The following is a 19,292-nucleotide window of genomic DNA, read 5'->3' as shown; positions in this document are numbered from 1 at the left end:
CATCTGGAGGGGCTCAGCCGATACGGCGCAGATAGCCGTCGGGTGCAACGGTGATCAATAGCTTGCTGTGTATGGCGCTATCAATTTCAAAATCCTGCGTCTCTTTCAGGTAGGCCCAGACTGCGGTTTTCGGGTTGTCGCCCTTGCCCCAGGGACGATCCGGGAACGCATCCTCAGGCATATCCTCGACGACAGTGTCCATGACCACGCAGTAGCTGCCGATGCTGGTCAGCGGAGCGTAAGCACGAAGTTCCTGCAGGACGTGCTCATGCGTGTGATTGGAGTCGAGCACCACCAGAACCTTCTTGCCAGCCACTCGCTCGGTGACCTGCGAAACGATGGTCGGGTCAATACTTGATCCCTGAATCATCTCGATGCGATGACTCATCGGATGAGCCTCGATGGCTTCGCGGTTGTGCTGGCGAATATCAATATCGATACCCAGTACCGTACCGTGACCAATCAACTGCAGTATCGAGGCGTAAAAAACCAATGAGCCGCCGTGCGCGATCCCTGTTTCGATGATCACATCAGGCCGTAATGCCCAGATGATCTCCTGCATGGCGACCATGTCTTGCGGAAACTGAATGATGGGGCGCCCCATCCAGCTGAAGTTATACGTATATTTGTGTTTTGCCGTCTCGCCCACCCAATCCAGCGACGCGGTCTGAAGCGGTTTGTCCTGTTCCAACGCTTCGATGTTCTGTTTTACTTCTTCACGAAACTGTTCATGAGGATTCATTGAAAACTCTCCGAAAAAGGCTGCGGCAATGACTTGAGAACCCGGCCATCCTGGTGGGGGACCGCATTCGACTTAATGATTCTGGCGGGATTTCCCACTACCACTGCGTAGTCAGGCACATCTCTGGTGACGACAGCACCAGCGCCGATAGTTACCCACTTGCCAATGCGCAGACGGGGCAGAACTGTCGCGTTGGCGCCGATGAACGCACCGTCGCCGACCTCCACGCAGCCGGCCAGACAAACTCCCGGCGCCATGAACACCGAGTGACCAATACGAGCCTCGTGGCCAATGATGCTGGCAGCGCTGATACTGCTGTTGTCCCCCAGCCAGACATCGGCTTGCAGAATCACGCCTTCCTGGAGATAGCAGCCTGTCCCCATGCGCGTCATGCTCAGGTCGATACCCGGGTGAATGAAATTGCCCAGAGTCGCTCCTGCGTGCAGCAACTCGCAAGTGGTCTGGCAACGCAGAGGCGTCGAGCCCGTGATGAGGTTGACAAACCGCGCATTCGGACCTTTAAGGTCCGCGACCCGTTCAGTCCCTCCCAGAACAGGAATGCCAAAAAAAAGCGTTGCCTGTTTGGCAGGGTCGTTGTCCAGAAACGCGAATTTCAGGTCGGGATCCGACCGACCCACCGAACCGATCATCCGGACCGCTTCCGGATTGGCCGCTCCTAAAAGGTAGATATTCACAGCAACCCTTTGCGTGCGCAAAGTTCACGAAGCACTGTAATTACCCGCCGTTGATCCTCGTCACTCATGTCGTGATAGCTGGGTAGATTGACCGCGCGCTCTGAAAGTGAAGCAGCCACCGGCGTCACAATTACATTGGGTTCGTCAGGGGTCGGCGCAAACATGGGGAGCGTCGACAGGGGCCAGAAAAACACCCTCGCATCTATATCGACGGCCTTGAATGCCTCAATCAATTGGTCCCGGGTAATCCCTGTGTGTTCGGCGAACACGACAGTCGGCATCCAATATCCGTTACGGGCATGATCGGGCTGCGGGTTCATTGATACGCCTGCGATATCCAGCAGACCTTTAGCATAGTTATCGAAAATAGTGCGCTTGCGCTCGATCAGGTCATTGATCCGTTCGACCTGAGCGCAGCCAATGGCGGCTTGCAAGTTACTCATCTTGTATTTGAAGCCAATGAAGTCTGGCCAGAACTGTCGACTGCTGCCTGCAACCCGACCATGATTGGACAAAGTCAGAACGCGTTCATAAAGCGCCCGGTCAGAGGTGACGAACATGCCGCCTTCACCGGTTGTCATGGTCTTGGTGCCGTGAAAGGAAAATGCGCCAAACGCACCCAGCGAACCTGCTGCATGCCCACGCCATTGCGAGCCGATCGCTTCGGCAGCATCTTCGATGACCGCAATGTTGTATTCCCGACCGATTGCCAGCAACTCATCCATATTGCAGAGATTGCCGTAAAGATGAACAGCAAGAATGGCTTTGGTTCGTGGGGTGATCGCTTTACGTACAGCGTCCGGATCAAGGCACCAGTCTTCTGGAGACACGTCGACAAAGACAGGCTTGCCCCCCAGATAGGTGATGGGCGCCGCTGACGCGATCCAGTTGCTGTTGCCCAGAATGACTTCGTCATTGGCCCCTATACCAAGCGCTGCCATGCCCAGGTGCAGGGCCCCTGTACAACTTGACGTCGCGACAGCCCAGCGCGCCCCTATATGCCCGGCGAAGGTTTTCTCAAAACGATTGAGGTAGTCGTAACAACGCTCGCCCCAACCATTCTGCACCGCGTCCAGCACATAAGAGGCTTCGAGTTCGCCGACACTGGGCTTGGTGTAATGAATTCTGCTCATTGATAACTCAACTCCGGAATCGCAACGACAAAGCGACCGCCCCAGCCATGCACACAGGCAAACTGCTGGGTAATTTCATCTATCAGGTTCCACGGCAGTACCAAAACAAAATCCGGCTTTTCCAGTTCGATTCGCTCTGGTGAAACGATAGGAATACGGCTGCCTGGCAAGAACTTGCCCTGTTTGTGAGGGTTGGCATCGGCGACCCAGGCCAGCAGATCAAGCTTGACCCCGGCGTAGTTCAACAAGGTATTGCCTTTGGCCGCAGCACCGTAACCCACCACGCGCTTGCCATCTGCCTTGCATTGCAAGAGGAATCGCAGCAGATCGTGCTTGATGCGTTCGGCAGCGGGCGCAAGACTCGCGTAGTACTCAGGCGTCTTGATGCCCGCCAGTGCTTCGGCATGCAGAGCCTGTTGCACGGATGGCAGTTGCGCGTGTTGTCCACCGTCGGCCCGCTGTACAAAAACCCTTAACGAACCGCCATGGGTGGGCAAGTGGTGGACATCGAAAATGAACAGGCCATTACGCTCGCAAAGCGCCTGAACAGCGGTCAGTGAAAGATAGGAATAGTGCTCATGATAAAGGGTGTCGAATTGGGCACCCGCCATCAGCGTGAGTAAATGGGGAAACTCGAATGTCGCGACTCCCTCACGCTTGAGCAATGTCGCAAAACCGCCGAGAAAATCATTGATATCAGGAACATGCGCCAGCACATTGTTCGCGACCATAAGGTCAGCGGCCCATCCTTCCTCAAGCAATAGCGATGCTGTCTCACGACCGAAAAACAACTCCCGTATATCGAGACCTTTTTCTCGTGCAGCCTGAGCAGTACTGCGCGTCGGTTCTACCCCAAGGCAGGCAATGCCTCGCTTGGCAACGTACTGCAGCAGGTAGCCGTCATTGGAAGCCACTTCGACGACACGACTTTTCTCACCTAGCCCGAAGCGCTCTGCCATCGTCGCGACGTAAAGAGCGGCATGTTCCAGCCACGTACTCGAAAACGAACTGAAGTAGGCGTAGTCAGCATCGAACAGGCTCTCGGCCTGAGTGAAATCCTCTGTCTGCACCAACCAGCAGGACTGGCATACCTGAACCTTCAAGGGTATCCACTGCTCGGCGCTTTCCAGTTGATCAGGCCGGAGATAGGCATTGGAAGGCGGTGAAGTTCCTAAATCAATCAAAGGCAAATGCAATGCTGCGCCACAACCTCGGCAGTTCATACACAAACTCCAGAAAACCGGGCATCCAGCAAAGCATGCGAAATGTCCCGCTCTGACAAATTTTTGACGGGAAGAGGCCAAGTGATCCCCAGTCGTGGGTCACTTACCGACAACCCTGCCTCGTGGCCTGGACTGTAATCGGCGCTGTGCAGATAAAGTAATTCAACATCGTCAGTCAGCGCCTGAAACCCATGGGCGAAACCTGCCGGCAGCAGCAGGCTGCGCCCGTCTCCGGCACGCAAATGCTCGGCATGCCAATGCAGAAAAGTGGCCGAACCTGTGCGCAGATCCACCGCCACGTCCCATACTTCGCCCTTCAAACAACTGATCAGTTTGGCCTCAGGCCTCTCTGCGCTCTGATAGTGCAGACCTCGGACCGTGCCCTTCTCCCGGGTGCAGGAGTGGTTGATCTGCCGAATGTGGAAGGGCTGACCAGACTGACTCAGGCTGCCTTCGCAGAAGATCCTGGAAAAATGCCCACGCTCATCGGCGTGACGCATGTGCTGGACGCTGAACAAACCGGCGAGAGGCAACGCATGCAATATGAATTCGGTCACGCCTGTCCCCTGTACACATTCAGCTGCTCAAGTGTGACATCACGCATATCCTCACCGGCTTTCCAGGCAAGGTGCCAGTTCAAGGTGTGTTCCAGACACTGGTTCAAAGCCCAGCGTGGTTTCCAGCCCAGCACATGCCGGGCGCGGCTGCTGTCCAGCCTGAGCAGACCGGCCTCGTGCAAATCACTCGGTTCGATTCGCAAGCCTGGAGCCTGTGGCCAACGGCTGGCCAACTGCTCGACGACCTCCCCCACCCGACACATATCCGCCTCGCCGGGGCCGAAATTCCAGGCCCCGCCATAAGTCGGGCCATGCTCATACAGGGCGGCCGCCAGCAACAAATAGCCGGCGAGCGGCTCCAGTGCGTGCTGCCATGGCCGAACTGCCTGAGGGTATCGCAGGGTAACCGGCTCATGAGCCGACCAGGCCTTGAACACGTCGGGGATCAACCGGTCTGCAGCGAAGTCGCCGCCGCCCAATACGTTGCCCGCTCTCGCAGTAGCTACAGCAAGGCCATGCTCAGCGTATCGCTGGGCGGGGAAGAACGAAGCGGTATAAGACTGAGCCAGCAATTCACAGCAAGCCTTACTGCTGCTGTAAGGATCGTGTCCGCCCAGCGCCTCGTCCTCCCGGTACGGCCAAAGCCATTCCTGATTGGCGTAAACCTTGTCAGTGGTCACCAGCACACAGGCACGCACACAGCCGGCCTGACGAATCGCTTCAAGCAGATTCAATGTCCCCATGACATTGGTCGAATAGGTCCCGGCAGGATCGCGATACCCTTCGCGCACCAACGGTTGGGCAGCCAAATGCAGAACGATTTCCGGACGAGCGCGGACGATAGCCTCCAGCAAGGCGCTGGCATCGCTCACGTCACCACGCTCGTCATCAATACCTTCGGCAACGCGCGCCAACTGGAAAAGACTGGGCTCGGTCGGAGGCTGCAGTGCAAAACCGGTAACGCGCGCGCCCATGCTCTGCAGCCAAAGGGCCAGCCAACTCCCCTTGAAGCCAGTGTGGCCGGTCACCAATACCCTTTTTCCCTGCCAGAATTGCGGGCTCACTCCCATTGCTTCCAAGGTGCCTCCCCGCTCTGCCACAGCTGTTCAAGATGGTTCTTGTCGCGCAGGGTATCCATCGGGTGCCAGAAACCATCGTGCTGGAACGCGGCCAATTCGCCTCGCTCAGCCAGGCCTGTCAGAGGCTCGGCCTCCCAGACAGTGTCATCGCCTTTTATCAATGGCAGGACCTTGGGCGACAGCACAAAAAATCCGCCATTGATCCAGCCGCCATCGCCCCGAGGCTTTTCTGTAAACCCTCGTACCAAATGCCCGTCGCGCTCCAGGGCACCATAACGTCCAGGCGGCTGCACTGCCGTTACTGTTGCCAACTGTTCATGGGAGAGGTGGAAATCCACAAGCGCGCTTATATCGAGATCGGAAACACCGTCTCCATAGGTGAAACAGAAGGCTTCTTCGTCTTTCACATAGCTACTGGCACGACGCAAGCGCCCACCTGTCATGGTTTCTTCGCCGGTATCAATCAAGGTGACTCGCCACGGCTCACTATAATTCTGGTGCACTTCCATGCGGTTGTTGCACATATCGAACGTGACATCAGAGGTATGCAGAAAATAGTTGGCGAAGAAATCCTTGATCGCATACCCCTTGTAGCCCAGGCAAATAATGAAGTCGTTTATCCCGTGTGCCGAGTACTGCTTCATGATGTGCCAGAGAATTGGCTTGCCACCGATTTCGATCATTGGCTTGGGCTTGAGGTGCGACTCCTCGCTGATCCTAGTCCCTAGGCCGCCGGCCAGAATTACTGCCTTCATCTCGCTCCCCCTCCTACTACACAGGGCTACGGCAAGCTAACGGCAGCCTTGCAAGCCATCTGCAACGATCCTTTGACGCGCCGCTCAGACTTTTAAGCAAAAGCCTGAAATGCACGTTTTATGGCGATACAAAGGGCAATATGCAGGAAGCGCGCCAGCTTGCGTTGCGCGAGCTGGCTTCAACTGTTTCGACACTCGGATCAGTCAGCGAGCCAGCCGTTGATCCAGTTTTCCAGATTATCGCCACGCAGAATGAAATCGCGCAGCACGATTTCTCGTAATTGATCGCCCATGCGGTAGCTGGCGTCCGGGTCTGCCAGATGCATGCGTATGGCCTCCAACCACTCCTGGGTGCTATTGGTCACCACCCGGGTACACGGCAGGTAACCGCGATAGGCACGCGTATCACTACATACCACCGGGTATCCACAAGCGCCGTATTCCAACAATCGCAAATTGCTTTTGCAGTCGTTGAAAATATGGAATTCCAGCGGTGCCAGCGCAAGATCAAGGTTCAGGCTGGCCAGTTTTGCCGGGTAGACTTCCATATCGATGATGCCGTGGAACTCATGAATGTAGGGACGCAGCTCTTCGGGACACATACCGAAGAAAACCCACTCGACTTCATTGGCAAGCTCTCGGACGACATCGGCAATGATTTCCAGATCACCACTGTGGCTGGTGCCACCACCCCAGCCAACCCGAGGTTTCGCAGAGACCCTGCGTCGACTGTGCAAATCACTCCACAAATGCGTAGCCAGCATATTGGGCACCACACGAATATCATCGTGCATGCTCGCTAGCGTTTCTGCCAACGCGTGAGTTGAAGCAACCACGCGATCACACAGACCAACGGCCTTTCGAAGCAAACGTTCCGTTTCCTCTGGGCCAGCCTTGTTACGGGTATGCAGGTTCTTTTTGGTCGCCTCGATCACGTAGTCGTCGATCTCGAAAACCCGACGCGCCTTCAGGTAATTTTTAATCGACTCCATCTCATTGATCTGTCCCTGACTGTAGCGCAACTGCAGGATGATCACGTCAGGGTTCAAGCGCTCGAATTCGATGATCGAAGGCGTCGAATAATAGGTCCCTCCCGTCACCCTGCCCGCTGCCTGCAGCTCAGCCAGCGGTTGGTTCACGCGATAGTGTCCCACCGCAGAAGCGTTGATGGGCAAGGCGGCAATAACCGGCAGTTGCTTGAGCAAAAATGGACGCCAGCCAGTCTTCAGCCCAGGATCAAGACAATAACTGCCCCCACCAATGGCATTCAGGGTCAGGTTAACGTTATAGGCTGGGTCACGCGCGACCACGGGCAGCCAACGCTGATAAAAGTTCTTTTGCTCAAGTGCCTGCTGTGTCTGCGCGACAGAGTCGATGACCTGCGGCTGTCGATTACCCAACGCCAGCCGGGCGTGAGGCGTCCAGACCACCAGATATCCTTGCTGGCCAATGCGCAGGCATAGATCCACTTCGCCAAGCGTCTGCTCGTAACTCTGTTCATCCAGGCCACCAAGCTCATCAAACACAGCCTTGCGGATCAGCATGCACTCGGCTCCGACCGCACTGAGATTCTGGACGATTTGAAGACGAGACATGTAGCCTGCCGACTGCCCGGGAGCTCCGATGAACGCAGCGCCTGCAGGCCCTTGAAGACCAAGGATCAGGCCCGCGCTGGCCAGGTTTCCGCTTGGGTCGAATAATTTCGCACCCACCACAGCGACTTCCGGTCGCTGCCCATGGTTGAGCAGCTCATCGAGCCAGTCTGGCGTGGTTACGACTGCCATAGGGCTGAGGAACAAAAGGTAATCACCACGTGCCTGCAGCGCAGCAAAATTGCGCAGCGCCGCGATATTCCCCTGAGAGGGATAACGCAACACACGCAACCTGTCACTGCCCAATTGCGCCATGCCGTCCAGCCAGGCAAGGATATCCGGCTGCTCGCTGCCGTTGTCGACCAGCAGCAATTCGTATTCACTGTAGGCGGTTTTCTCCAACAGACTTTCTGCACAACGCTGCAAGGCGGCCATCTGATCCTTGCAGGCGATGATAATCGACACCAGCGGACGTTGAGCATGCAGGTAATCAACGCGATTTATCAACTGAGCAGGGTCTTGGCGCAGCTCATGAGCCACCCCCAAACGCTGAAGATGTGCCACCAGCACCGCCCTGTTTTGCTCGACGACCTGCGGCAGAGCCAGCCATTTGATCAAGCCCTGGGACGACTCAACCAGAATCTCGCTGACGTGCTCGACAACCTGCGTACCATGCTCCTCGACCAGACGCCAAAGCGCATCGTGAGGGGACAGCTCTCCGAAAGACGAGTCGAAACCGCCCACCGCCAGTAACCGCTCACGATCAAACGCCAGGTTGCGCCCCACATAAACATAGCTGCGCATCATGTCCAGGTTGAAGTCAGGCTTGAATACTGGCTCGACTGATTCGCCGTCACGCAGACCACCCTCATCGCTGTAAATGCACATCGCGTCAGGATGCGCCACAACCCGCTCAGCCACTATCAGCATCGCTGTGTCGGACAAGCGATCGCCTGCCCGCAGCAAGTGCAGCCAGTCGGCACCGTCCAACTGGCCAATAATTTCATTAAGCTGCGCTGACCAATCCTCCTGAAGGGGCATTCGCAACGTATTTTGATCCAGGGCTGTCTCTGTACAGCGCGCAGAAAGCACCACCACGAGATGCGGCGGATAAACTTGCTGATCAAGGCTATCGAGCGTGAGCATCAGACCAGCACCGCTCGGCTGATCATCAATGACCACCGGGACAATCTTCGGACGCCATGACCAGCCATCAAGCGTGTCCGGTAAAAGCGTGTGAGCTGATTCAGAAAGCTTGCGGCAAGAGAGCCACTCGGCATAAAGCTCGGAAAAGTTTTGCGCATTGACCCCGACATTCCAGGGCAGTGTGCTCTGCTGCGTGCCCATGGACCTGCTCAACGGCAGCTCTTCCCAGATCCTTGGTTCCTTGCCCGCACGATTCAGCGGTAGATAACGAACCCAACCGAATGCAGGGGCCGACTCACCCGCGCGGCCTTTGATCATCTGTCGAAGCCACTTGCGCTCTTCCAACAGCGAGTCCTTCATGGACTGACGACCGCTCAGACGATTGGGATGCAGACGTTCCACGCCTAGAACGTCATTGGAAAGCACCAGATTGCCGCGACGCAGCAGACAGACCTGAAGAGCGAGATCCAGACTTGCCACAAAGCAGTGGCCGGGCTGAGTCAAAGCAGGCATCAGCTCTTGAATGTCGGCGCCTCGAAACAGAACGCTGCTGAATCCACCCAGAAAATTGACTGGAAAACCTTCCAGAATCGCCAGAAGATCATCGCCCTTGAAAATCGAGCTGCCAGGAGCGAGTGGGCTGTTTTCGAGCCGCTTCGGCAAATGCAGATCGTCTGCATCCCAAAGCATGCGCTGCGCCGACACCAGACTGGCGTCCGGATAGTCAACGAGGGCAGCGGCCTGCACGGCGATACAGGCGGGGAACAAAAGGTCGTCATCACAGAGAAACTTTATGAACTCGCCTTTAGCCTCGTTCAGGCAGGCATGCAGGTTGCCAACCATGCCAAGGTGTTCGGCATTACGCACGTAGCGGATGCTGATGTCCGTTGCTTGCTGGCAAGCATCAACAATGGTTTTTATCTCACTACCGCGACTGTCGTCGCAGACAATGACCTCAAGATTCGAATAGGTCTGGCTGAGTGCGCTGGACAGAGCAGCGTGAAAAAAGCGTGGGGTGTACGCGGGGATGGCGATGCTGACAAGAGGAGCTGAATTCACTGGACATACTCACGAGCGGCGGGCCTGCTGCCTTTCTCAACAAGCCCTTTAACCGCTGAAAAAATACGGTTGATGCTCGGCACTGCAATACATACCTGCGGCGTTACGCTTACAGCCTGCTGAACAGATTCAATTGCGATGTCTTGGTGAACACCAGCTGGGAAGCCGTCAGCATGGTTTGCTGCATGGTCAGGCGACCAATCGCATCGACGGGATCAGCATCGACAATAGCGCCCTGTTCGAGCTTGTTGTTGCTTTGCAGAAGGCTGTTGGTCGTGCCTTGCGCGGTCGCACTGGCCTGTCGCGCACCACCTGCAGAAATAGCACCGGAAACCTGCTCGGTGCCGCTCTGAATGTTGCCCAGGGCGCCATCCAGTATGGCTTGAAGTTTCTGAGTAGCAAGCGGACTGCCGTCCGCAGGCGTTTTAAGCGCAGAGATCACCGACGACAAGGTGTTAAGCACATTCTGGGTTTGCTGGGTGCCGCCCTTGACCACGAATTGGTCATTGGAATCAGGAGTGCCCGTAATCGAGAACTGGATTCCGGAAACGCTCAGCGTTGTGCTCGGCGGAGTGAACGTACCACTGGATACCGGCTGGCTGGAACTGGTCAGCGGCGACGCGTACAACGAGTAGTCTGTCGCAGTGGTGAACTTGAGAATCGCACCCCCGGCCGGGAATGTGTTGTTGTAGTTATTTATATCAGTTGCAGAACTGCCCACCGTAGCGCCCACAATAACGGCAGTGCCCGTGTTGCCGGTACTCGACGTGGTGCTGATATTGTCAGTCGTGGACGTCAACGCATAACTGCGGTTTTTAAGTGCATTATCGGCAGTGGTTGTTGAAGCACGTTCGGCGGCCGAGAGATTGACGTTAAGCGTCAGATTCACACCGCGAAAGTTGATCGTCTGACCGCTGGCGTCGGCAGACGAAAAAGCGCCCGTGCTCCCCGTATCAATGGTGACGTCTGCGTTGTTCTTGTCGGTAATCGTGTACGCGGTGCTGCTCAGAAAATTGATCTTGTAAGGCTGCCCGTCCAGAAACTCAGTGCTGTATTTGGCGTTGGAACTGACAATACCGCCAGACAGATTGATCTTGCCGTCATCAGGAGTGGCTATGGGAGCGGCAGGTGCAGGCGGCGTGAACGGCGTCGGAGCAACAGACGTACGCGCGGTGTTGACCGCGGTTTCGAAGGCGTCCCAACCGGTGGTGTTACTGGCGATACTGAGACCGTCACCCACCGCCAGATTGATCGAGGTCTGATCCCCGTTGTATGCATAGGTCCCGTCAGGGTTCTGCGTGTAAGGCGCAACCTTGGTCTTCGATCCGGAAAACAGGTACTCGCCATTGGCATCCTGAGTATTCATAAGCCCCAGGATCTGAGACTGCAATGCTTCCAGTTCCTGAGCGGTCGATTTACGATCGTTGTCGGTATACGTGCCGTTACCGGCCTTGAGCACCAACTCCGAGACCGTCTGCAATGCATTCTTGATGCTGTCCAGTGCCGTCTCGGCCTTGGTGGCGCTGGTATCAATCACGTTTATGTTGCTCGAGTACTGGGTCAGCATGGAGTTCTGCTGAGCCAGCTGCAGTACGCGCGCAGCCCCCACCGGATCATCGGCAGCCGTGTTGAGTTTGACCTGACTGGATACTTCTTCACCCGTCTTGACGACGTTGGCATACGTACGCTGATAGTTCGCAGTACTGGTTTCGTAAAACTGAGCAGTTGAGATACGCATGGGTTACGACTCCTTAAAGACTGTTGATCAGCGTGCTGAAAATGGTTTGCGCCGCCTTGATGATTTGCGAAGACGCCGTGTAATACTGCTGATACTTGATCAGGTTGGCGGCCTCTTCATCCAGGGAGACGCCAGACACCGCGTCGCGAGCGTTCTTGGACTGCGTCAACAATGCGCTGGTCGCTGTTGTATCGGTAATGCCCTGCGCGGCGAAAGAACCGACAGTAGACACCAGTGACCCATAAGCGCCAGACATGCTCTGCCCAGCCGATCCGTTCACACCGACCGTCTGCTTCGTCTGCAGACTCAGCGCAGCAATGGCATTGCGATTGTCCGACGAGCCCGCGCCCGTCAGATCAATGTTATAGGCGTCCTTGTTGCTGGGCGCCCCGGAGATCGTCATCTGTACGGTATACGCTTGACCACTGCCGTAGCCTACCTCAAGGTTCAACTGGTTACTCTGGCCCGGCACGATGGAACCGGTCACGGGAGTCACCCCGTCTGCCTTCATCACGGCATTGCCCTTGGCATCAAGCAACTGATAACTCTGCGACCCGCCACTCACCGCTCCAAACGATAACTTCAGCGGCGTGGAGTCCTTGATTGCGCCCTGCAGCGCCTGGGTCGATGCGGTATCGTAAATGTTGGCCTGAGTAATAATCTCGGGCTGAGTGAACTTGCCGGTGCCGGTGTTGCTTGCACTGGCAGATGCCGTCAGAGGAGCCGCTGCAGCGACGCTGCGCGGGTCCGTGATCACGGTAGAAAGGGCCGCAGCCGCATTACGGGTCGGCGTCAATTTAAAGCTGTCACCCGCACCAGCGGTACCAGTAGGACTGATCTTGAAACCCAGATCAGCAAAGGTCAGCGAGGACGCAACCGTAAAATCGCCTGAACCCACTTCGCGCCCCTCAGGCAGACTACGAAGCTTGAAAAGATTGGGGTTGGTCTTGTCGACAGCCACTTCATAGTCACTGGCAGTCAGCTTGCTTGAGTCGGTGATCGTGACATTGAAGTTGCCGGACCCTGTGTTGCTTGCGTTACCAATACTGCGCTGACTGATCTGACCTGGGTCATTGATGCTGCTGAACAGGTTGGTGCCGAATGCGCCATTGGCATCGATACCCTGATTCATCTGAGCGTTTACCTGATCGGACAGAACCATCGCAACCCGACCGATCTCATTGATCGATGGCGTCAGTACTTCTTTGCGATAATTCAACAGGCCACCGATGCTGCCACCCGACAGAGCAGAGCTGACATCGGTAGTGGTGAGCGCGTATTCGAGCTTCACATTGTATTGCAGCGGATCCTCACTGCTTGGCGAAGCACTGAGAGAGTAAGCCCTGCTGCCGCTGACCAATGATTGGCCGGTGCCGATGTAGACATCAAAGTTGCCGTTGCTCTCAACAACTTTGGCCCCCACCAACTCGTTCAGCTGACGCACTGCCTCACTGCGCGAATCAAGCAACGTATTGGGCGTTGCCCCGGTCGCTGTTGACGACGTGATCTGCTGGTTGAGCGAAGCAATGGATGACGACAGCTTGTTGACCTGAGAGGTCATGGTCATCAACTGACTGTTAACTGACGAATTCTGAGAGGTCAGCTGCGAAGAAACCGAGTTGAACCGTGAGGTCAACGCCGACGCCTGGCTGAGAAACAACTGACGAGCATTGGAGTTGGTGGCCGCCGTCGAGACACCCTGCATAAGGGTGAAGAACTGGGCCAGTGCCGCAGAAACGCCAGTGGAAGAGTCAGACAGCAACTTATCGGTCTTCGACGCCTGCCCCGAATACGATGCGGCCTCCGAACTGAGTGACGTGCTGGTTTGCAGCTGGCTGTCCAGGAAGCTGTTGTAAATACGACGCACGTCGGACAGCGTCGTGCCTGTTCCGACGTAGCCGCCGCCCAGGTTCTGCTGCGCTGAAGCTGTGGTCAACACTTGCTGACGCGAGTAGCCAGCGGTGTCCACGTTCGCCGTGTTATTACCGATGGTGCTGATGGCAGCACTACTTGCGTTCAGCCCTGAGAGCCCAATTGAAATCAGCGACATGATCAAAACCTTATAAAGTCGTGGAAGAGCCCGTTGCGGCGGCGTAGGTCTGGTAACTCTTCATCTGCTTCGCTATCTGCGAAATCTTGCTGGCATAGTCCGGGTCTGTTGCGTAGCCGGCCTTCTGCAACTCTTTTACAAACTGTTCCGGGTTATCGGCCGAATTGACCACTTCTTTATAACGATTGTTGTTCTGCAACAGGCTGACAAGGTCATGGAAACTGTCGGCGTAGGACGTGTAGGAACGGAAATCTGCCGTTTCCTTGACCATCTTGCCGTCGCGGAACTCGCTGGTGATCGCACGGGCCTCTGGCCCTTTCCAACTGCCCGCAGCCTTGATGCCGAACAGGTTGTGGCTACTGCTGCCATCCTGCTGACGCATGATGGATTTGCCCCAGCCGGTTTCCAGTGCTGCCTGCGCCACCAGCATGACCGGGTCGACGCCAATGCGTGACGCGGCTTCCTTGGCCAGCGGCAACATGGTCTCGACAAATTGGTCAGCATTGCTGAACGCACGCTTGGCCGGCGCCAGAGGCGGCTGAGCCATGGTGCGAACGTATTCCGGTGCAGGCGCCAGGTTCGGGTCGAGCGTCCAGTCGCCATTGCCGCCTTTGGCCGCCGATGCAACACGGCCAGGCGCAGGACTGTTGGCAACACCTGCCGTGGCGGACGGCACGATGCCCGCCAACAGCCGGTCGGTCAGTTTGGTCGGCAGCGACAGACGTCGTGAGTTAAGCAACGCCATGTCGTTGCGGCCTTCGCCGGATGCCGACGCAGCGGCGGCAGCCTGATCAGCTGCAGCCGAACGCGTCGCCCACAAAGGACGCTGATAGACACTGGTGGCCAGACCGGTTTTTGCCGGTGCACCATCCGTAGCAGCCGCATCAGGCGTTGCAGTGTGCTGCACGCCCTTGTCCTTGGAGAGCTGACGCATCAGCACGTCCTGCAAACCGATACCGTTGCCGCGGGTCGACAGGGTCACGGCCAGTTGCTGGTCATACATGTCCTGATACTGCCGCGTGGCGGCGGTATTCATCGGGTTGTCCTTGGCCAGCACTTCGTTGGCCGAACGCATGGCCTTGAGCATCTGGCTGACGAACAGCGATTCGAATTCCTGGGCAACTTTCTTCAAGTTGCCCTGGCTGTCCTTGTCGCCATGTTTCAACGCAGCCAGACGATTGACGTCGGTATAGGCACCCGAGTCGACCGTCGTGGAAATTCCGCTCTTGGGCATATCCATGCTCGAATCCTCAGATCACGATCAAGTCGGCTTGCAACGCGCCGGCCTGCTTCAAGGCTTCGAGAATGGCCATCAGGTCACCGGGCGCAGCGCCCACCTGATTGACCGCACGGACTATCTCATCCAGCGTGGTGCCAGGGCCAAACTTGAACATCGGGTGCAGCTCCTGTTGAGCGTTGACGCGCGAGCGCGGCACCACAGCGGTCTGGCCACCGGACAACGCGCCGGGCTGACTGACGATCGGGTCTTCGGTGATGGTCACCGTCAGGCTGCCGTGGGTAACAGCAGCGGGCGATACCTTGACGTTCTGGCCAATGACAATAGTGCCAGTACGCGAATTGATGATGACCTTGGCAGCGGTCTGGCCCGGGTCGACTTCCAGGTTTTCCAGGATCGACAGGTAGTCGACACGCTGGCCCGGATCAAGCGGCGCAGTCACACGCACCGATCCACCATCGATCGCCTGAGCAACGCCAGGGCCGAGCAGATCGTTGATCTTGTCCACCACGCGCTTGGCGGTGGTGAAGTCGGAACGGTTGAGGTTCAAGGTCAGTGTGTTGCCCTGATTGAAACCGCTCGGCACCGAACGCTCGACCGACGCACCGCCAGGAATACGACCCGAGGACGGCACGTTGACAGTGATCTTGGAACCGTCACGACCTTCGGCATCGAAACCGCCTACGACCAGGTTGCCCTGAGCGATGGCGTAGACGTTGCCATCGACACCTTTCATCGGTGTCATCAACAGCGCACCGCCGCGCAAGCTTTTGGAGTTACCGATCGACGAAACAGTGATATCGACGGTCTGACCAGGCTTGGCAAAGGCTGGCAGGTCAGCATACACCGCAACCGCCGCGACGTTTTTCAACTGCACAGTGCCCGACCCGGCAGGCACCTTGATGCCGAACTGCGAGAGCATGTTGTTGAACGTCTGCAGGGTGAACGGCGTCTGTGTGGTCTGGTCACCCGTACCATTGAGACCCACCACCAGACCGTAACCGATCAACTGGTTGGCCCGCACGCCGGAGATGCTGGCGATGTCCTTCAGGCGCTCGGCGTGAGCGCCGAATGCCGTGGACAACAACAAGGTCGCCGCTATCAGTTGCTTGAGCTTGATCATGTCTATCCCGCTATCAGAAAGGGAACAACGGGCTGAGGAAGAATCGGTCGAACCAGCCTGGCTGGCTGGAATCGGCAAACGATCCGGTCCCCGAATAAGTGATGCGTGCATCGGCGATACGTGTGGACGACACGGTGTTGTCTGTCGCGATGTCGTCGGCGCGGATCAGACCTGCTATGCGCACCAGCTCGTCACCGGTGTTGAGGGTCATCCACTTCTCGCCGCGCACCGACAGAATGCCGTTGGGCAACACATCCGCCACCGTCACCGTCACCGAACCGGTCAGGCTGTTGCTCTGCGCTGCCTTGCCATCACCATTGGTGGAACGGGCACCGTTGTAACCGGCATTCAGGCTCAGGTCATTGCTGCCAATAGGGTTGTTGGTGGTCAACCCGGATCCGAACAGAGAAGTCAGGCCGATGCTGTTGGTGCTGTTTTTGCTGACCGCCGAGGTCGCAGCCTTGCTGGCCGCCATACGCTCGGAAAGCGTGATGGTAATGATGTCGCCCACCCGGAACGCTTTGCGGTCGCCGTACAGGTTCTGCTCGAAACCCGCCTGATAGATCGCGCCATTGTTGGACGCGGCCGACATGGGAGTACGCGGCAACACCGGAGCATAGTAAGGGTCATTAGGCTTCGCGGCGGGCGCCACGCAGCCCGACAGCAAAGCGATCCCGCACAATGAAGCGATCAACACTGAACAACGCGGAACAACACTTGGATGTTTCATGACACTTGCAACCTCGCGGTGTAACAGACGCTTATCAGGCGCCGCATCGGATTGAGCTTGTACAGCAGCAAATACGTCAGGGTCTTACAGGTTCTGAGTCAGGTTCTGCAGCATCTGGTCGGCCGTCGAGATCACCTTGGAGTTCATCTCGTAAGCGCGCTGAGTGGTGATCATGTTGACCAGCTCTTCAACCGTGCTGACGTTGGAGTTTTCCAGGGTGTTCTGCAGGGTTGGGCCGAGACCGTTCAGGCCAGGCGTACCGATCTGCGGTGCACCGCTGGAACCGGTTTCCAGATAAAGGTTGCCGCCGATGGCCTGCAGGCCAGCCGGGTTGATGAAGTCGGCCGTCTGAATATTACCGATGATCTGCGGCGTCGCAGTTGCGCCCGCCAGCGTGACCGACACCGTACCATCCTGACCGACCGTGAAGGTCTGGGCGTTCTGAGGCACGACAATCGCAGGCTCCAGAGCGTAGCCGTTGGAAGTGACGATCTGGCCGTTGGCGTCCAGGTGGAAAGTACCGTCGCGGCTGTAGGCGATGGTGCCGTCCGGCTGGGTTACCTGAAAGAAACCGCGACCATTGACGGCAAGGTCAAGCGGGTTGTTAGTGGTTTGCAGGCTACCGGCGGTGAAGTTTTTCTGAGTGCCGACGATACGCACACCAGTACCCAACTGGAGACCCGAAGGCAGCTCGCTGTCCTGAGTGGACTGGGCACCCGGCTGACGTTTGATCTGGTAAAGCAAGTCCTGGAACTCGGCGCGATCGCTTTTGAAGCCAGTGGTCGACACGTTCGCCAGGTTGTTGGAAATGGTCGTCAGGTTGATGTCCTGAGCGGCAAGACCGGTTTTCGCGACGTATAGTGCAGGTAGCATAAGGTGTTCTCCTCAAGCGCCGGATTGTCGGCGCAAGCTGTCAATGGTTAGCCAAGTTGCAAGACGCGAGCCATCGACTGATCGTCTTCTTCGGCGGTCTTCATCATCTTGACGTGCAGCTCGAACTGGCGAGACAAAGCCAGCACCGACGTCATCTCTTCAACCGCATTGACGTTGCTCGCCTGCAGGAAGCCGGACTCGACCTGTACATTGGCATCCACCGGTGCAGGCTGGCCGCTCTTGGTGTGAATCAGGCCATCAGGGCCTTTTTCCAATGTTTTAAGATCAGGGTTGACCAGCTTGATCCGGTCGACCTGCGCCATCACCTGCGGGCTTTCACCCAGAGAACGAATACTGATGGTGCCGTCGGCACCGATCTCGATCTGCTGCTGAGGCGGCACGGCAATAGGACCGCCGTTGCCCATTACCGGCAATCCACTGCCGTCGCGCAGCACACCCAATGCGTCGATATTCATGCCGGAGCTGCGGGTATAAGCCTCTCCACCATCGGCGGTCTGCACAGCAATCCAGCCATTGCCCTTGATGGCAATGTCCAGTTCGCGGCCAGTCTCGACCATGGTGCCACCGGAAAAGTCAGTCCCCGGACGCTCACTCATGGCGTAGGCACGCGATGGCATGACCTCACCAAACACCGGCATCGAGCGGGCCTGTTCCAGGTCACGCATGAAACCGTTGGTAGAGACGTTCGCCAGGTTGTTGGCGTGAGCCTTTTGCGCAATTGCGTTTTCAGACGCCCCGCTCATTGCGACGTAAAGCAACTTGTCCACAGTCTTCCTCCTCCGACAGACGCTTGCCGCCTGTAGCTGTTCTGCAAGTGACAAAGCAATTTTTGAACCAACTTCTCTACAACTACTTAACTGCTTGATTAACCAGTAAAAACGGCGTCACCACAGCGACCTTCAGGCGAAGCATGAAGCGATAGCGGCGGCAGACTGCCGCCTGTGGCCAATTGCTTGGTCAGTACCGCCAAAAAAACTTCATTGCCACGTTTGGCCAATCGGTGCGCAGTGGTAATCTGGTGTTCACCCCTACCCCATCGGGAATCCACATGCCCGTTCGCAACTGCCTCTTCGGCATCGTCACCGTCAGCCTGACAGCCCTGACCCTGCTGGCAGAAGCTGCGCCCGCTCATTACTACAAGTGGCAGGGCGACAATCGCATCGTCTGCGCCCAGACCAGTCCAGGGCCGGGCTGGACACAATTGAAAGGTCACTTCGTCAAATCCGACTGTTCAATCTGATCAGGTCGACTGCATCAGCGCCTGCAGAAGTGCTATCGCTTTAAAAAGAGCTGAAGTCAGCCAGAGGGTAACCTGGAAGATCTGATCTACGGCTGATATTCAAAGGTTGGCGTGTAATCGACCTGGCTGCGCCTTTTGCCTGAGTCCATTGAATCCTCCTGAGGAAAGGTCAGAAGGTGTAAACCTTATTCAGGACGGGACATTTTTTAAAACATTGACGACAGCTTCGAAGAACTGAGCCTTCTGGTTACTCAGCGCCAGCTGCTCTTCAAGCTCTTTGATCCGCTGCTCAGGGGTCA

16 protein-coding genes are annotated in these 19,292 nt (G+C 56.8%); 1 reads left to right on the top strand and 15 read right to left on the bottom strand.

What is annotated here, in order from left to right:
• Window positions 1–13: 13 nt before the first annotated feature.
• From KDX37_RS05105 to KDX37_RS05035, 15 genes are all read right to left on the bottom strand, one after another.
• Window positions 14–742: a cephalosporin hydroxylase family protein gene (locus KDX37_RS05105; RefSeq protein WP_231651601.1), complete on the bottom strand. Its 729-nt coding sequence runs from the start codon at window positions 740–742 to the stop codon at window positions 14–16.
• Window positions 739–1,437 (bottom strand): acetyltransferase, encoded by a 699-nt coding sequence (locus tag KDX37_RS05100; protein ID WP_231651600.1) that lies wholly within the window; start codon window positions 1,435–1,437, stop codon window positions 739–741. The genes KDX37_RS05105 and KDX37_RS05100 overlap by 4 nt, the downstream gene beginning before the upstream one ends.
• Window positions 1,434–2,570, bottom strand: coding sequence for a DegT/DnrJ/EryC1/StrS family aminotransferase (locus KDX37_RS05095; RefSeq protein WP_231651599.1), 1,137 nt, complete (start codon window positions 2,568–2,570; stop codon window positions 1,434–1,436). Before KDX37_RS05095 ends, KDX37_RS05100 begins: the two co-directional genes overlap by 4 nt.
• Window positions 2,567–3,793, bottom strand: coding sequence for a class I SAM-dependent methyltransferase (locus KDX37_RS05090; RefSeq protein ID WP_231651598.1), 1,227 nt, complete (start codon window positions 3,791–3,793; stop codon window positions 2,567–2,569). The genes KDX37_RS05095 and KDX37_RS05090 overlap by 4 nt, the downstream gene beginning before the upstream one ends.
• Window positions 3,790–4,350 (bottom strand): dTDP-4-dehydrorhamnose 3,5-epimerase family protein, encoded by a 561-nt coding sequence (locus KDX37_RS05085; RefSeq protein WP_231651597.1) that lies wholly within the window; start codon window positions 4,348–4,350, stop codon window positions 3,790–3,792. The genes KDX37_RS05090 and KDX37_RS05085 overlap by 4 nt, the downstream gene beginning before the upstream one ends.
• A complete protein-coding gene (rfbG, locus tag KDX37_RS05080; RefSeq protein WP_231651596.1) occupies window positions 4,347–5,429 on the bottom strand; it encodes a CDP-glucose 4,6-dehydratase in 1,083 nt (360 codons plus the stop codon). The genes KDX37_RS05085 and rfbG overlap by 4 nt, the downstream gene beginning before the upstream one ends.
• Complete coding sequence (gene rfbF / locus KDX37_RS05075; RefSeq protein ID WP_231651595.1) at window positions 5,411–6,184, bottom strand: glucose-1-phosphate cytidylyltransferase; 774 nt, start codon at window positions 6,182–6,184, stop codon at window positions 5,411–5,413. Before rfbF ends, rfbG begins: the two co-directional genes overlap by 19 nt.
• 200 nt (window positions 6,185–6,384) lie before the next feature.
• The gene (locus tag KDX37_RS05070) at window positions 6,385–9,981 is read right to left on the bottom strand and encodes a glycosyltransferase (protein ID WP_231651594.1); all 3,597 of its coding nucleotides are present in this window, start codon (window positions 9,979–9,981) and stop codon (window positions 6,385–6,387) included.
• A gap of 109 nt (window positions 9,982–10,090) precedes the next feature.
• Window positions 10,091–11,719: a flagellar hook-associated protein 3 gene (locus KDX37_RS05065; protein ID WP_231651593.1), complete on the bottom strand. Its 1,629-nt coding sequence runs from the start codon at window positions 11,717–11,719 to the stop codon at window positions 10,091–10,093.
• Between the two features lie 13 nt (window positions 11,720–11,732).
• Window positions 11,733–13,769, bottom strand: coding sequence for a flagellar hook-associated protein FlgK (flgK, locus tag KDX37_RS05060; RefSeq protein ID WP_231651592.1), 2,037 nt, complete (start codon window positions 13,767–13,769; stop codon window positions 11,733–11,735).
• Window positions 13,770–13,779: 10 nt separating this feature from the next.
• Complete coding sequence (gene flgJ, locus KDX37_RS05055) at window positions 13,780–15,009, bottom strand: flagellar assembly peptidoglycan hydrolase FlgJ (RefSeq protein ID WP_231651591.1); 1,230 nt, start codon at window positions 15,007–15,009, stop codon at window positions 13,780–13,782.
• A gap of 10 nt (window positions 15,010–15,019) precedes the next feature.
• Window positions 15,020–16,129 (bottom strand): flagellar basal body P-ring protein FlgI, encoded by a 1,110-nt coding sequence (locus KDX37_RS05050; protein ID WP_231651590.1) that lies wholly within the window; start codon window positions 16,127–16,129, stop codon window positions 15,020–15,022.
• Window positions 16,130–16,142: 13 nt separating this feature from the next.
• The gene (gene flgH, locus KDX37_RS05045) at window positions 16,143–16,859 is read right to left on the bottom strand and encodes a flagellar basal body L-ring protein FlgH (RefSeq protein WP_231651589.1); all 717 of its coding nucleotides are present in this window, start codon (window positions 16,857–16,859) and stop codon (window positions 16,143–16,145) included.
• Between the two features lie 84 nt (window positions 16,860–16,943).
• Entirely contained in the window at window positions 16,944–17,732 is a 789-nt protein-coding gene (gene flgG, locus KDX37_RS05040; protein ID WP_231651588.1) for a flagellar basal-body rod protein FlgG, read from the bottom strand.
• Between the two features lie 47 nt (window positions 17,733–17,779).
• Complete coding sequence (locus tag KDX37_RS05035; RefSeq protein WP_231651587.1) at window positions 17,780–18,520, bottom strand: flagellar basal body rod protein FlgF; 741 nt, start codon at window positions 18,518–18,520, stop codon at window positions 17,780–17,782.
• A gap of 281 nt (window positions 18,521–18,801) precedes the next feature.
• Here KDX37_RS05035 and KDX37_RS05030 point away from each other — a divergent pair, with 281 nt between their 5' ends.
• Entirely contained in the window at window positions 18,802–18,993 is a 192-nt protein-coding gene (locus tag KDX37_RS05030) for a hypothetical protein (protein ID WP_231651586.1), read from the top strand.
• Window positions 18,994–19,292: the final 299 nt, after the last annotated feature.

The sequence above is a fragment of the Pseudomonas californiensis genome, assembly GCF_021147775.1.
In the GTDB taxonomy this organism is placed as follows: domain Bacteria; phylum Pseudomonadota; class Gammaproteobacteria; order Pseudomonadales; family Pseudomonadaceae; genus Aquipseudomonas; species Aquipseudomonas californiensis.
The sequence above is the reverse complement of the archived record's forward strand: the minus strand, read 5'-3'. Positions and strand labels throughout refer to the sequence as shown.

Excerpts from the sequence above, each read along its gene's own strand:
- KDX37_RS05105 (WP_231651601.1), bottom strand. The coding sequence starts at position 742 with ATGAATCCTCATGAACAGTTTCGTGAAGAAGTAAAACAGAACATCGAA.
- KDX37_RS05095 (WP_231651599.1), bottom strand. The coding sequence starts at position 2,570 with ATGAGCAGAATTCATTACACCAAGCCCAGTGTCGGCGAACTCGAAGCC.
- KDX37_RS05090 (WP_231651598.1), bottom strand. The coding sequence starts at position 3,793 with ATGAACTGCCGAGGTTGTGGCGCAGCATTGCATTTGCCTTTGATTGAT.
- rfbF (WP_231651595.1), bottom strand. The coding sequence starts at position 6,184 with ATGAAGGCAGTAATTCTGGCCGGCGGCCTAGGGACTAGGATCAGCGAG.
- KDX37_RS05065 (WP_231651593.1), bottom strand. The coding sequence starts at position 11,719 with ATGCGTATCTCAACTGCTCAGTTTTACGAAACCAGTACTGCGAACTAT.
- flgK (WP_231651592.1), bottom strand. The coding sequence starts at position 13,769 with ATGTCGCTGATTTCAATTGGGCTCTCAGGGCTGAACGCAAGTAGTGCT.
- flgJ (WP_231651591.1), bottom strand. The coding sequence starts at position 15,009 with ATGGATATGCCCAAGAGCGGAATTTCCACGACGGTCGACTCGGGTGCC.
- KDX37_RS05050 (WP_231651590.1), bottom strand. The coding sequence starts at position 16,129 with ATGATCAAGCTCAAGCAACTGATAGCGGCGACCTTGTTGTTGTCCACG.
- flgH (WP_231651589.1), bottom strand. The coding sequence starts at position 16,859 with ATGAAACATCCAAGTGTTGTTCCGCGTTGTTCAGTGTTGATCGCTTCA.
- flgG (WP_231651588.1), bottom strand. The coding sequence starts at position 17,732 with ATGCTACCTGCACTATACGTCGCGAAAACCGGTCTTGCCGCTCAGGAC.
- KDX37_RS05030 (WP_231651586.1), top strand. The coding sequence starts at position 18,802 with ATGCCCGTTCGCAACTGCCTCTTCGGCATCGTCACCGTCAGCCTGACA.